11 protein-coding genes and 1 pseudogene are annotated in these 14354 nt (G+C 60.2%); 5 read left to right on the forward strand and 7 right to left on the reverse strand.

Annotation, left to right across the window (positions count from 1 at the left end; genetic code table 11):
* Positions 1-24: 24 nt before the first annotated feature.
* The 5 genes from VXJ37_RS06645 (at position 25) to VXJ37_RS06665 (ending at position 8166) form a co-directional block, all read left to right on the forward strand.
* Positions 25-1068: an aldo/keto reductase gene (locus VXJ37_RS06645; protein ID WP_331322262.1), complete on the forward strand. Its 1044-nt coding sequence runs from the start codon at positions 25-27 to the stop codon at positions 1066-1068.
* Positions 1065-2375 carry an L-fuconate dehydratase gene (locus VXJ37_RS06650; protein ID WP_331322263.1) on the forward strand — a complete coding sequence of 437 codons (1311 nt, stop codon included), beginning with the start codon at positions 1065-1067 and terminating at the stop codon, positions 2373-2375. Before VXJ37_RS06645 ends, VXJ37_RS06650 begins: the two co-directional genes overlap by 4 nt.
* A gap of 46 nt (positions 2376-2421) precedes the next feature.
* Positions 2422-3330, forward strand: coding sequence for an amidohydrolase family protein (locus VXJ37_RS06655; protein WP_331322264.1), 909 nt, complete (start codon positions 2422-2424; stop codon positions 3328-3330).
* A 9-nt stretch (positions 3331-3339) separates the two neighbouring features.
* The gene (locus VXJ37_RS06660) at positions 3340-5712 is read left to right on the forward strand and encodes a glycoside hydrolase family 95 protein (RefSeq protein WP_331322265.1); all 2373 of its coding nucleotides are present in this window, start codon (positions 3340-3342) and stop codon (positions 5710-5712) included.
* A gap of 477 nt (positions 5713-6189) precedes the next feature.
* Complete coding sequence (locus tag VXJ37_RS06665; RefSeq protein WP_331322266.1) at positions 6190-8166, forward strand: RICIN domain-containing protein; 1977 nt, start codon at positions 6190-6192, stop codon at positions 8164-8166.
* Between the two features lie 213 nt (positions 8167-8379).
* On the opposite strand, the pseudogene VXJ37_RS06670 reads toward VXJ37_RS06665, so the two are convergent.
* From VXJ37_RS06670 to VXJ37_RS06700, 7 genes and pseudogenes are all read right to left on the reverse strand, one after another.
* Positions 8380-8945: pseudogene (locus VXJ37_RS06670) on the reverse strand (recombinase family protein).
* Between the two features lie 232 nt (positions 8946-9177).
* Positions 9178-10023, reverse strand: a complete 846-nt coding sequence (locus tag VXJ37_RS06675; protein WP_331322267.1) for an amidohydrolase family protein — start codon at positions 10021-10023, stop codon at positions 9178-9180.
* A 73-nt stretch (positions 10024-10096) separates the two neighbouring features.
* Positions 10097-11086, reverse strand: a complete 990-nt coding sequence (locus VXJ37_RS06680; protein ID WP_331322268.1) for a LacI family DNA-binding transcriptional regulator — start codon at positions 11084-11086, stop codon at positions 10097-10099.
* Positions 11087-11147: 61 nt separating this feature from the next.
* Complete coding sequence (locus VXJ37_RS06685) at positions 11148-11927, reverse strand: RraA family protein (RefSeq protein WP_331322269.1); 780 nt, start codon at positions 11925-11927, stop codon at positions 11148-11150.
* 60 nt (positions 11928-11987) lie between these two features.
* Complete coding sequence (locus VXJ37_RS06690) at positions 11988-12485, reverse strand: RpiB/LacA/LacB family sugar-phosphate isomerase (RefSeq protein WP_331322270.1); 498 nt, start codon at positions 12483-12485, stop codon at positions 11988-11990.
* Between the two features lies 1 nt (position 12486).
* Positions 12487-13392, reverse strand: a complete 906-nt coding sequence (locus VXJ37_RS06695) for a carbohydrate ABC transporter permease (protein ID WP_331322271.1) — start codon at positions 13390-13392, stop codon at positions 12487-12489.
* Positions 13389-14345 (reverse strand): carbohydrate ABC transporter permease, encoded by a 957-nt coding sequence (locus VXJ37_RS06700; RefSeq protein ID WP_331322272.1) that lies wholly within the window; start codon positions 14343-14345, stop codon positions 13389-13391. Before VXJ37_RS06700 ends, VXJ37_RS06695 begins: the two co-directional genes overlap by 4 nt.
* Positions 14346-14354 lie beyond the last annotated feature (9 nt).

Raw genomic sequence — 14354 nt, forward strand, 5'->3', positions numbered from 1 at the left:
CGGCTGCACCTATGAAAGGCAGGAATGGAGAGGATACTGATCTCCGGCCGCGACGCGGGAGACAACGTGCAAACCCGCGCTCTAGGAGAGCACCGAGTAGCCGTCTCAGAACTGGGTTTCGGCGCAGCCCAGCTGGGAAACCTCTATCGGACAACCACGGATCGCGAAGCCACCGAGGCCTTCAGCACTGCCTGGGAGACGGGTGTCCGCTACTTTGACACCGCGCCACACTACGGGCTTGGACTGTCCGAAAAGCGTTTGGGGCGCCTTCTCACAGAACACACCAGGGATGACTACGTCATCTCCACCAAGGTCGGCCGGCTCCTCGTACCCACACCAAACCCTGATCGCAAACGCGACGAAGAAGGCTTCGACGTGCCCGCTGATTACCGCCGCGTCTTCGATCTAAGCGCCCAGGGAATCCGAAGGTCCGTCGAGGAAAGCCTGGAACGACTTGGGACCGACAGAATCGATATCCTCTATCTGCACGATCCCGATGGCTTCGAAACCGAAGCCATCGAAACTGCCCTCCCGGAACTTATCCGCCTCCGGGAGCAGGGGATGGTCCGGGCCGTCGGTGCTGGAATGAATGACTCAGCGCCGCTCACACGATTCATCCAGGAAACCGACATCGATGTCGTCATGGTTGCCGGCCGGCTCACCCTCCTGGACCAGAGCGCGCTTGAGGATCTCATGCCTGCAGCCGCTGCCCGGAACATCTCCGTCGTAGCAGCAGGCGTTTACAACTCCGGTATCCTCGGCTCAGACACCGTCGTCCCAGGTGCCAACTTCAACTATTCACCGGCCGGCCAGGACCTTGTCACGCGGGCCTCGACTATAGCTGACGCCTGCGAAAGACATGGCACGTCCGTTCCGGCCGCCGCCATCGCCTATCCGCTTCGGTTCCACCAAGTTAAGTCAGTGGTGCTTGGAGCACGCACCGGGAACCAAGCCGCCGGCAATACTGAGCGATACCGGAAGATTGTGCCGGAGAGCCTCTGGAACGAACTCGAAGAACTCGGCCTCATTCCACCATCCCCACAAAATCTTTTGGAGATCAGCGCGTGACCACCATTACTGCTGTCGAAGTCCACGACATCCGGTTCCCCACGTCCCTCACCGCCGACGGCTCAGACGCCATGAACAAGGACGGAGACTACTCTGCTGCCTACGTTGTTCTCCGGACAAATGCGGACCTGGCCGGATTCGGCTTCACGTTTACGATTGGCCGTGGCAATGACATTTGCGCCCTCGCCGCCCAGGAACGTGCGAAGCCGCTGATCGGCAGGAACGCCGACGAACTGCTCGATGACCTGGGCACGGCCTATCGTGAGCTGAAATCAGACAGCCAGTTGCGCTGGCTGGGGCCGGAAAAGGGAGTTGAACACCTGGCAATGGCCGCCGTCATGAACGCACTCTGGGACATGGCAGCTCGACGGGCACGAAAACCCTTGTGGCGCCTGTTGGCCGAGATGAGTCCCGAACAGCTCGCTGCCACAGCAGACCTGACCTATCTTTCAGACGTACTGACGCATGATGAGGCAGTGGCCTTGCTTGCCGAATGCGAACCGACCCGGCAGCAGCGCATTGATGAGCTCACCAGCACGGGGTATCCGTGTTACACGACCAGCGCGGGCTGGCTGGGATACTCCGACGAGAAGCTCCGCCGCCTATGCCAGGAATCAATAGACGCTGGATATCGCCACATCAAGCTCAAAGTGGGACAGAGCCTGGAAGACGACATCCGACGGTGCCGCATCGCCCGTGAGGTCATCGGCTGGGATGCAGCTCTCATGATTGACGCAAACCAAGTATGGGACGTCCCCCAGGCCATCGACTGGGTGAGCGCGCTGTCCGAGTTCAAGCCGCTGTGGATCGAAGAGCCTACAAGCCCGGACGACGTGCTCGGACACGCAGCAGTCAGGCAGGCCGTCGCCCCGATCGGGGTGGCCACGGGGGAACACGGAATGAACCGCGTGCTCTTCAAGCAGATGTTTCAAGCCGAGGCCATCGATTTTTGCCAGCTGGATTCGGCGCGCCTAGCCAGCATCAACGAAATCCTTTCCGTCTACCTGATGGCCAAAAAGTACAACGTCCCAGTCTGCCCGCATGCTGGCGGCGTTGGCCTCTGCGAGCTCGTTCAGCATCTGTCAATCTTTGACTACGTTGCAGTTTCCGGATCCCTCGAAAACAGGGTCACGGAATTCGTAGACCACCTCCACGAGCATTTCGTTGACCCCTGTATCGTGCGGGATGGCGCCTACCAGCTGCCAAACGCTCCAGGGTACAGTGCCGAAATGCACGCTTCGACGGTAGAGGAATATTCTTTTCCCCACGGCACCTACTGGGTGGCCGTCAACGAACCGGCAGCGTGAAGCCCACAGATCAGAGCCAAAGCAACGTCACACCGAGGCTAGGAAAATGATGGTCATCGACGCCCACCAGCACGTGTGGGACCCGGAGCGGGCCAGCTACCCCTGGCTCAATGATTCTCTCGCACCGATTAACCGCAAGATGCAGTTCGGCGACGTTGTACCCAGCCTTCGCCGCGCCAACGTGCAAGCAACAGTTCTCGTGCAGTCTGCTGACAACGACGAGGACACCGACCTGATGTTCGAAACTGCACAGGAGCACCCCGGTGTCACCGGTATTGTCGCCTACGTACCCCTTGAGAACCCTGCCCGGGCACGGGAGCGGCTTGACCAGCTCCTGCAAAGCGACCTTACTGTTGGTGTTCGCAACCTGATCCATAACATTCCGAATCCCGATTGGCTCCTCCTCCCCGAGGTCGGTGACGGCCTAAGCCTGGTCGAGGATTCAGGCTTGACCTTCGACCTGGTCGGGGTTCTTCCACGCCATCTCGAAATCGTGTCGGAAGTCTCCCGACGCCATTCTCGCCTGCGTATCGTCCTCGACCACCTTGGAAAACCTCCCATCGGCTGTGAAGATGCGGAACCATGGTGGAGCCTCATTGAACGCGCTGCGCAAAACCCGAACGTTTTCGCGAAGATCTCCGGGCTCTACTCGGCATCAGGCGCTCCAGATAACTGGACCGCCGCGACGGTGCGGCCATTTGTCGATCGTGCACTCGAGGTTTTCGGGTCCGAGCGGCTCATGTACGGGGGAGACTGGCCGATCTCCATCACTGCCGGGGGCTACGACCGTGTTTGGGATGGTCTGAACACCGTTTTCGCAGACTACTCCGAGGCGGAGCGCACTTCGATTCTCGGCGGGACCGCGACCAGTTTCTACCGGCTGAGCTCACGGCACCTGGCCGCTGCGAAGCACGAGCTGCACCCCGCGCTATCCTCGACTGCCGCCCTGATCTGAAAGGATTACATGTCCTCCACAAACGAACTGGAGCTCGATAAACCCGCCTCGGGTTTCATCAACGCTTTTCCCCTCGGAAACGGCTGGCTGGGGGCGACAATACATGGTCGTCCTCGGAGAGAACGCATCGACGTCAACGTCGACACGTTCTGGTCCGGTGGCCCTCTGGGCGAGCCATCGCGGCAGGCAGCGGAAGGGACACTTGAATGCCTGAGGGCAGCGATTGCGCGCGCCGATTTCGCAACAGCAGAAGAGCTGTCCAAAGCGCTGCAGGGACCGGGCTTCAGCGACTCGTACCAGCCACTGGGCTGGCTTGACTGGGAGCACGCGAACGCAGGAGACGGAGAATATCGAAGAGTCCTGGACCTCGAATCCGCCACCGCCACGACCAGTTACCACACTGCCGCCGGGGCGGTCGCGGTCACCTCATTTGTCAGCTCTGTGACTGGGGTAATCGTCTTGGAGGCTTCCGGCGAAGGAGTCAGCGAGGGCCGGCTTGCCTTTCATACTGACCACCCCGGCGTGAGCATCAGGACGCTGGATGAAGCGGAAGGTCAGTGGCTCACCGCCACCGGCCGCGCTCCGGCTCATGTCACCCCCAACTACGTCGAGGATGACAATCCTGTCCGCTACGCCATGGACGCGCCCGACGAGAACGGGCGTGTCGACAGGGGTATGGGTTTCGCGCTGGTAGCTGTGGCTCAGAGGACGGGCCCGGACTCAGTGCGCCTCATCAGCTCCGCTGTATCGGGTTTCAGAGGCTATGGCGCCAGGCCAAGTGCAGATGCAGCTGCGTTGGCCTCCGAGGCGGAAGAGCGGGTGCGGGCAGCTGCGCGCCGCAAAACATGCGACCTCCTGGCTGAACATACGACCGACCACCGGAAGTACTACAAGAGGTCCTCCCTTTCGATCTCGGGTGACGATAGGCTCCAGCGCGAACGAGCAGCCAGGTCCGAACGTTTGTTCAACTTCGGCCGTTATCTCCTCATCTCGTCCTCCCGCCCAGGCACCCAGGCGGCAAACCTCCAAGGGATTTGGAACACTGACGTCCGTCCCGGATGGAGTTGCAACTACACAACCAACATCAACCTGCAGATGAACTACTGGCCAGCCGAAGTTACCGGGCTCTCCGACATGGTGGAGCCTCTCACGGAGCTGATTATCGATCTGGCAAAAACAGGCCAGCCTATCGCGAAGCAGTACTACCAGGCTGCCGGCGCTGCGATCCACCACAACACCGACCTGTGGAGGTTTGGTACACCGGTTTTGGGGGAGCCGGCCTACGCGAACTGGCCCTCCGCGCTGATGTGGCTGGCGGCCCACCTCTGGGAACGACACAAATTCGATCCGAGCAGTCCCGGCGCCCGCACTAAGGCCAAGAAGGTCTACGACTCGGTCACACGGTTTGCACTGGATATGCTGAGCGAGGATTCCGACGGGAAACTCGTGTTCAGCCCTTCGACCTCACCGGAACACTATTTCGTCTTGGCCCAGGGAGGAACCGCAGCCGTTTCCGCCGGATCCTCCATCGATCAGGAACTTGTTCACGAAACGCTGCAACGATATATCGCTCTAAACGCCAGCGAAGAAGCCGACAACCCCGACCCTGAAAGCCTCAAGGACAGGGCCACCGCAGCCCTCGTCAAATTACGGCTTCCATCGATCGGATCGGCCGGCGAGCTGCTCGAGTGGACTGACGAGCGGCAACCCGGGGAACCAGGCCACCGCCACCTCTCCCACCTCTATGGCGTCTACCCGGGTAACCGAATCACACGCAGCAAGGCACCAGCCGAGTTTGAGGCGGCTCGCACTGCCCTCCGGTTAAGACTTGATGCAGGAAGCGGCTACACCGGATGGAGTCAGTCATGGGTGCTCTGCCTTGCCGCCCGACTCGGTGACTCCTCACTGGCCGCCAAGGCTCTCGACACCCTCGCCGACGAACTCTGTTCGGAGTCCCTGCTCGACCTTCATCCGCATCCGGAATGGCCCGGAGGCTACATCTTCCAGATCGACGGCAACTTCGGAGCAGTGGCCGGAATGGCCGAGATGCTCGTGCAGAGCCATGATGACCGGATCACGCTGCTCCCAGCGTTGCCGCCTGACTGGACCAAGGGGACCGCAACGGGCTTACGCACCCGAGGAGGACACATCATTGACCTGGATTGGAACAACGGGCACCTGACCGGGTGCACCATTCTGGCCGGGAAGAGCGGGCCCTTGGCCATCGACATACGCGTCGGGCAAAAAGACGTTATAGAAATTCATGATGAAGGCAAAGCCCCTCTGAAAAATAAACGCATGGAAGCAACTCCCGACCAAGGACAAAAAATTGAATGGAACGCGGAAAAAGGACATAAATACGCTGTAAAGCTTCTCAACTGAACTGCATCCATTTCTTGGAGGCGTTCCCGGTGATACAGGTCCGCCTGATTTTGGTGGCACGATTCCAGCGATGTCTCCCTTCCAGGCGCTTAAGGCTTTAGCCAGGGCCCACCGGAGAGCGCAGTAGCGACCCGCTGACACGCGTTCGTATAAAACGTGGTCGGCCTATTGCCGTCGGCGCGATTTTTGCGTGCTGATTACTGACGCCTCTGGCCCAACAATTCGCCGGAGAAAAGTTTTCCGTATAGGCCAAAATGCGTAGTGAATCTGATCAACTTGGTTGTCCGGACACCCGGATCATCACAGAGGAGAACCGCGAAGATGCGATTTTTACTAAAGGCAGTCGCTGCCGCCACGGGACTGGGGGCCGTGGCAGCCCTGAGCCTGGTAGGGGGCAGCGCATTTGCATATCAGCCCGTCCAGCATGACCTTTACGTGGCCCAAAACCCCTCAAGCTGCAATAAGAGTCCTTGCATTTTGTACCCAAAATCCACTGAACTCCCCAGCGGACGCCTGGTCGCCAGCTTCGAAGACAGCGAAGGCTCCGTGGTGGGCCAGAAGCTGCCGATCTACAAAAGCGATGACCACGGTGATACCTGGCAAAAGCTCAGCGACGTCCTTCCTCCGGCGTCTCTTTCAAGCGACCCGGCTTACGCCGCATACACCAGCAACTGGACCAATCCCTACTTCTACGTCCTGCCCCAGGACCTGGGAAGCCTGAAAGCCGGCACCCTGCTCCTCGCCTCAGTAGTGTCAGGCCCGGACCAGAGCACAAACGGGTCGAACAGAACACCCGTCGCAATCGCCCTCTACGAAAGTACGGACAGCGGACAGACCTGGAACGTCGTCAACATTATTGCGTCAGGACCCAACCAGGCACAGGACCCGGTCTGGGAGCCGTACCTGATGATGTACCAGGGCCAGCTCGTGGCCTACTACTCTGACGAAAACGACTACCTCAGCTACAACACCACTACCGGAGCCCCCACACTCGACCCAAACAATGCCACCGCAACCGACTCCGGCGGGCAGATCCTCGCTCACAAGACCTGGAACGGGACAGGTTTCTGGAGCACACCTGTCGTCGACGTCGCGGGACCGACCCAGGACATGGGCGGTGGAAAGACCGAGATCGGCTACGGCCGCCCCGGCATGACCAATGTGGTCCCCACCTCGGACGGCAAGTGGATGCTGACCTACGAGTACTGGGGAGGCGGGGATAACGTCCGCTACAAGATCGCGGACGATCCACTTAAGTTCTACTCGGACAACAACGCAGCGGGCAACCCGATTTCGTCGATCCCCGTAACCCCAGGTTCCAACCTGCTCGCGCAGGGCGGAAGCCCCGTGCTCGTCCGCCTGCCCGACGGAAGAATCGCATATAATGCCGCAGGCAGCAGCGACCTCTGGGTCAACGACTCGGGCAGCAGTACAGGGAGCTGGAAGGAATACCACACGTCGATGCCCGCCGGTTACAGCCGCAACCTTCAGTACGTCACGGCAACGGGCCGCATCGAAATACTGACCGCTCCGTGGGGAACCGGCCCGGTCTCATACGGCCAGGTAGACATCGGCAATTCCAAAGGTGTCTATTACTCACTCATCAACCGGAAAACCGGTCAGGCCCTCAGCCCTCAGGCCGGCAAGACACAGGACGCACAGTTCACGGGGAACATCCCGGATATCACTGGGCTTACCAGGAACGACGCAAATGCGTCCCAATGGTGGCATCTGGCCCGTAAGGGCAACAGCGTTACCCTGCTGAACAAAACCGGCGGGCGCGCTATGGGCATCTGGCAGGGAAACGCCGTTCAGGGGGGCCAGCTGGCCCAATGGGTTGACGACGGTGGCAGTGATAAGCTTTGGAACCTCGTTTCCACGGTCGCCGGATACGTGAAAATCCAGTCCACAGCCAATACTTCTCTTTATGCCACCAGTGCCACAGCAGGAAGCGTCGACTTGGAGGCAGCGACAACGGACACAGGGCAGCAGTGGCAGCTCGTCGTGGATTTCACCACCACCGCAGACGCGGCTTTCAAGTTGGTCGATCACGGCTCGGGTAAGGTGCTGGGCATCAACGCGGGGAGCACGGCGGACGGTGCCGCAGCCGTGCAGTGGTCCGACACCGGGGCCAGCGACCAAGCCTGGAAGATAGGCCGGCTGGCAAACGGGTCGTTGACGTTCACTGACCAGAACAGCAGCAAGGTTCTCAGTATCCAACAGGCCAGCACGTCTCCCGGTGCAGCGGCCGTACAATCCACGGGGACTGGGGCCTCCAGCCAACAGTGGTCCATGACCCCTTCAGGTCCCTACTACACGATCAAGAATTCCAACAGTCAGCTTCTGCTCGGAATCCAGGGTGGCTCCACCGCAGACGGTGCCCCTGCCATCCAGTGGACCCCTGACGGATCCGCGAACCAGCAGTGGCAGTTGGTACAGGTCGCTGGTGACTGAAATAAGCGCCTGAATGGGTCCGGCGGCCTTCCCACGATCGTGCGGGAAGGCCGCCGGGTTTCCTTGCAGGCATAACTGCCGTCTTATCTGACCAGCCTTTAGAATAATTTTCTCATCTACTTCTACTAGCCCTAATTAAAGGCCGATATTGCACCTTCCGTAAAGCTACGGCCGCGGGGCAAGACACAGCGACGGCGCCGGCAGGGGAGCGGTTCACTCCAGCTTGGCGTGGTGCAGGTACTGGTAGACCGTTTCCCTGCTGATTCCGTAGACCCGGGCGAAGACGGCTTTCGGGACACCGTTGCCAGCGCGCCGGATCATTTCAGCGGCCTGTTCTGGTGTGAGGGCCTTTTTACGCTTTTGTAGGCGCCGTGCTGTTTGGCCAGGGCGATGCCTTCCCTTTGGTGTTCCCTGATGAGGGAACGTTCGAATTCGGCGAGGGCACCCATGATAGAGAGCATGGGGTTAGCCATGGGGGAGTCTTCACCGGTGAAGACCAGGCTCTCTTTAAAGAACTCCACCCGCACGCCTCTGCGCGAGAGGCCTTGGACGAGAGCACGTAAGTCGTCGAGGTTGCGGGCGAGCCGGTCCATGCTGTGCGCTACGACGGTGTCACCGTCGCGGGCGAACCACAGCAGTTTGGTGAGCTGGGGCCTGGCAGTGTCTCTGCCGGAGGCCTTGTCGGTGAAGACCCGGTCCAGGACCTTGCCTTCGAGGTGGCGCTTCTCCTTCTGGTCAAGCCTGCTCACGCGCACGTACCCGATCCGCCGTCTGGCCACTGCTTCTCCAAACGTCCGCTTGTGAGGTTGACTTCCAGAGCCGTCTTACAAAGAAGTCAAGCCTCTGGACGTTCCATTGTCAGGTTGGGGTGCGATTCTACGAGACGCACCGCTCACTAACGCGGGTGATGATAAAGGCCACTGATGCGCACGCTTTCTTAGTTCGCTCGTATGTCATGCCGTATGGATCAGGGCTGCTTGGACCTGTATGAAGGGGAATCTGAAGGCGATGTCAGGGGTGCAGGTGGTACCAGTTTTGAGCGGTTTCGCCCCTGAGGAAGTTCTGGTCCTGCTGCGCAGGCAGGAGTTGGCAGATTGTTGATACGAGGCCGTTCCAGGCTGCGTCGTAGTTGGCCCTAAGCAGCACGACCGGCCAGTTGCTGGCCAGCATAAGCCGGGTAGGGCCAAAGTGAAGACACGCCCAGTCGATGTAGGGTAGCAGTTCATTGTTTGTCCAAGTTGGCCACTCGAGGAGCGAGTTGATACCGACAGACACTTTCACGGCAATAGTTGGGCACTGTGCCAGGTCTTTGATTTGCCGGGCCCAGGGTTCCCGTCCTTTCGAGCCGAGTGGGGGCCGGGCCAAGTGGTCGATGACGATCATCAGTTCGGGCACCGCGGCGGCCAGTTTCAGGACGTTCACGACCTGCATAGGCGTTACGGCGACGATGTCCCATGCCAGGCCTCGGCGGGCGATGTCCCTGAAAAGAGAGATGCTTGATGCCCGATTTGCCCAGTCGAGTGGGTCGTCTGCTACGAGGTGCCTTACCCCACATAGCTTTGACGGATCCAGCCGGTCGAGCTCCCTGTACGCGGCTTCTGGATGGTCAAGGGGAAGCCACGCCACGACGCCCCGCACGAAGTCGTACGTTGCGTAGGCGCTAAGCCGGTCATTTTCCGACGCTTCGTTTCTGGACTGGATGAGGACGGTGCCGTCGACTCCGGCACTTTGCATCTTCCCAATAAGGTCCTCTGGCCCGTAGTTCTGGTCGAGGACGGTGTGGACGGCTGATTGTCGGGGGTGCCCCGGGGGCGCGGCGGTCCAAAAGTGGTGATGGGCATCGATGGTGTTGTGCATAGATTGTCCGTTACGTTGAGACGGGAAAGATGGGCTGCAGGAGAGCGAAAAGGGGTTCCGGATCCTGGCAGGTCTAGGTGTGGGGCGCGCAGCCACAACTGCGGCGAATGGTGAGCTGACCCTTGAGTGTTGCGTGGGTTGCAGTTCCACCATGGAGGACGGCTTCGATGGCGAGCCGTGCCATTTGGGCTATGGGTTGCCCCATGGTTGTCAGTGATGGGTTTGTGAATGCTGTGAGGGCGGTGCCGTCAATGGACACCAGGGCGACGTCGCCGGGCATGAGTAGGCCTTGTTCAACGAGGGCCGCCGTGGCCCCAACCGCTTGGACGTCGGAGGAGCAGATGATCCCGGACGGAAGACTGCTGTGCTTCAGGAGGGTTTGGATGGCTTCGTACCCGCCGGCGAAGGTGAACGGGGCGCCCTGTATGTAGGAAGGGTGCCCGGGATCTTGCGTGAGTGCTTCTCCATAGCCTTGGAGTCGTTCATCCGACACGGGCACGGATCCAGGGCCGGTGATGAGGGCAATCCGGGTGTATCCGTGCTCCATCAGGTGGCGGGTGGCGGTGTATCCGGCGTGCCGGTTGTCGAATCGGACGGTTGAAACGCCGGTGTGTGCGCGGTACCGGTCCATTGCAACGATAGGGATTCCCCTGCTGAGGACATCTGTTAGGTCTTCCTCGCCGGAGGCGCTGACGAGGATGATGCCGTCTACCCGCTTCTCCAAGAGGGTGGACAGATAAGAGCGTTCCCGATCGGTGTCGTCGGCGCTGTTGCAGACGAGCACGCTCTTTCCGGCGGAGTAGGCGTGGCCTTCGATAGCCCGGGCCAGTTCGGCAAAAAAGGGGTTGGATGCGTCAGGGAGGATAACTCCGAGTGTGTCAGTGCGTCCGGTCTTCAGGGAGCGGGCGAGCCCGTCCCTTTTATATCCGAGGACTTCGACGGCGTTGAGGACACGTTGGCGGGTATCGGCTGAGACAGGCCGGGGCCCGGAGTTGAGGACGTAAGATACGACGCCGGGGGAAACCCCGGCTGCCTTGGCCACGTCGTTCCGTGTTACTGGCATGGTCAGGTCCTTCCCCAGGCGCGGGGGCCAGCGCGAACACGCCGGCCCCCGCTGTGTACGGTTAGAAGGACTTTTTGACCATCCGCTGCATGTCTTCGCGGCTGATCTCGAACGGGTGGGCGGGTACGTCGAACTTCGATTCGGTGGATTCGCCGCGGGGGATGCCCAGGGCGTCGAACAGGTATCCGCGAGCGATTTTGTCGTTTTCGGATTCCTGGATGGCGTACTTGAGGACGTCGTCGATGACATCTTCGGGGACGACAATGGCGCCGTCGCCGTCTGCAACGATGAGGTCGTCACCGTTGATTCGCTGGCCGCCGATTTCGACCGGCATGCTGTGGCCGCCCCATTCGACGCGGCCCTGGTACATGGGCTGGACGATCCACCGGGACCAAATCGGGATGGCCTTCTGTTCCAGGGTTTCGTCCGAGTCGCGGGTGCCGCCATTGGTGAGGACACCGCGGGCGCCGAGCGCGGCCCAGATCATGGAGTCCATCGATCCGACGGCCGGCGTTGGAGTGTTGCACGTGTCGACAACGAGAAAAGTCGTGTCATTTATGTGTTCGGACATGTCGTTCTTGAAGACCTGGCCGTACCAGTATTCGTACGCCCATTTGGTGTAGTCCTCGGGGGACATTGTGGGTACCTGCCGGTTGGTGGGGATGTGGCGGGCAGTGAGTGCGAAGCCTGCAGCTTTGGTCCGCCAGAGGGGACGGATTTCGGGTGAGACTGTGCCGAAGTGGTGCAGGCCTACCCAGTCCATCCCGTCGCGGATGTCGGTGACGCGCAGGTGCTTGACGGTGTCGAGGATTTCTTTCTTGCGTGCGTTGTCCAGTGCCATGGTTTAATGCCTTTCATATTGACGAGTTGCTTGTTGGGCACGAGTTGGATTCGTGTTCAATCAGTTGACGACGTGACCTGGCCTCCCTTCACGGGCGAGGTGCGCGGATGGAGTGCTGGCACGCTCCATTTCCGCGAGCTGACCGACTCGGCGTCGGAAGTCCGGGTCCGTGCTGAACTGCGCGGACAGGAACGCGTCGAGGGCAACGCGTGCAGTCTTGGGGCCGACAACCCAGGCCCCAAGACAGGCCACGTTCACGTCATCGTGTTCTACCGACTGGGCCGCCGAGTATGCGTCGTGGATGACGGCTGCCCTGATGCCGTGCACCTTGTTGGCTGCGATGCAGGCGCCGACGCCCGTGCCGCAGACCAGGATTCCACGCTCGGCTTCTCCTTGGAGGACAAGGTTGGTGACGCGTTGCGTGACGACGGGAAAGTCGACCGGGGCCTCGTCTTGGGTACCGACGTCGACTACTTCGTGGCCGGCGTCGCGAAGGCTCTGGACGACTGCACCCTTGAGTGCGAAGCCTGCGTGGTCGTTGGCGAGTGCTATTTTCATGTCAGCCTTTCATTCCTGTGGTGGCAACTCCCTCAACAAGGAGTTTCTGGAAAGCGATGAATACGCCGAGCACCGGGAGCAGCGACACCACGGACATCGCGAAGAGCGCTCCGAAGGCTGAACCGGATGTCGTGTCAATAAACGCGCGCAGGGCCAGCGGCACGGTGTAGAGGCGGGGATCGGATAAGTAGATCAGTGGCGTAAAGAAGTCGTTCCAGCTGTAGATAAAGGTGAAGATCGCCGTGGTGGCCAGGGCAGGTTTCGCCAGCGGGAGCATGATCCGGAAGAAGATCTTCAGATGTCCGCAGCCATCGATCCGTGCTGCTTCGTCCAGTTCTCTGGGAATTGCCCGGAAGAATTGGACAAGGAGGAAGACGAAGAAGGCGTCCGTGGCGAGCAATTTTGGGACGACGAAGGGCAGGTAGGTGTTGATCCAGTTCAGATCACGGAACAGAAGGTACTGCGGTATGAGGATCACGTGATGGGGGAGTAGCAGTGTCCCGATCATGATGCTGAACCAGAATTTCTTGAACCGGAAATCGATCCTGGCAAACGCATAGGCGGTCAGCGAGCAGGCGATGAGGTTGGCCGCGACGCAGAGGACCGCGACGAGCACCGAGTTCAGGATGAATTGCCAGAAGCCAACGCCCGCTACGCCCTTAAACCCTGTCTCGTAACCATCCATTGTGAACCCGGCACCGGGCCAGATTCCGGGGTCTGAGATCTGGGCATCCGAGCGGAATGACGCTCCGATCATCCACGCCAGCGGGTAGAACATGACAACAGCCATCCCGATCAGGAACAGGTGGCGAAGGAAACGCGCCCGGGGAGTTGCCTGTGGCGCGCCATGGTGCTTTACGCCTCGCAGCGTTCGCTTTGCCCGCTGGGGGGTAATGGTGTCGGTCATCGCTCATCTCCGTAGAACACGATTCGCCGGCCAAGCATGAACAGCAGTCCTGTCGCCACAGCGACAATTGCCAGCAGGACCCAGCCAAGTGCTGAGGCATAGCCCATGTCGAAATCGACGAAACCGCGCTGGTATAGGTAGAGGGTGTAGAAGAGGGTGGAGTCGGCGGGACCGCCGGTTCCGTTGCTGACGATGTAGGCGGTATTGAATGCCTGGAAGGCTCCCACCATGTTCATCAGCACGTTGAAGAAGATGATTGGGCTCAGCATCGGCAAGGTGATGGAGAAGAATCTTCGGATGGGTGATGCCCCGTCCATCGTTGCCGCCTCGTGAAGTTCCACGGGGACCTGCCGTAGACCTGCCAGGTAGATGATCATCGCTGCGCCGAACTGCCATACGTTCAGGATGATCAGGGTGTTCAGCGCGGTCCCCGGTTCTCCGATCCACGAGAAGCTGGTGTGGATGCCCAGAAAGCCCAACGCGTTGTTGAGCAGTCCGTTGCCTTCGAAGAGGAAGCGCCAAAGTATCGCTATTGCGACGCTTCCGCCGATGAGGGAGGGCACATAGAAGACAGCTCGGTAGATGGTCAGTCCCCGGACTCCGCGGTTGACCATGACGGCGAGGAAGAGCGCGAATACCTGGACCAGGGGCACGGACAGCACCAGGTAGGTAAGCGTGACGGCCAGGGCGTGCCAGAAGCGGTCGTCCTGACTGAACATGAGCTCATAGTTTTTGGTTCCAATCCATTCCGGGGTGCCGAGGATGGAGTAATCGGTGAAAGATAGCCACAGCGAGGCGACCATGGGTCCTGCGATGATGACCACGAAACCCAGCAGCCAAGGGCTCAGGAACAGATAGCCGGCCAGATTGTTGCGGCCCAGTGACCGGCGCCGCGGTGTTGCTGCCTGGGACGGGGGGCCGGTTCGCGGCTGGGTGGGGGTGAGAGTGCTCATTGGATTCCC

This window comes from Pseudarthrobacter phenanthrenivorans (assembly GCF_036455295.1).
GTDB lineage: Bacteria > Actinomycetota > Actinomycetes > Actinomycetales > Micrococcaceae > Arthrobacter > Arthrobacter phenanthrenivorans_C.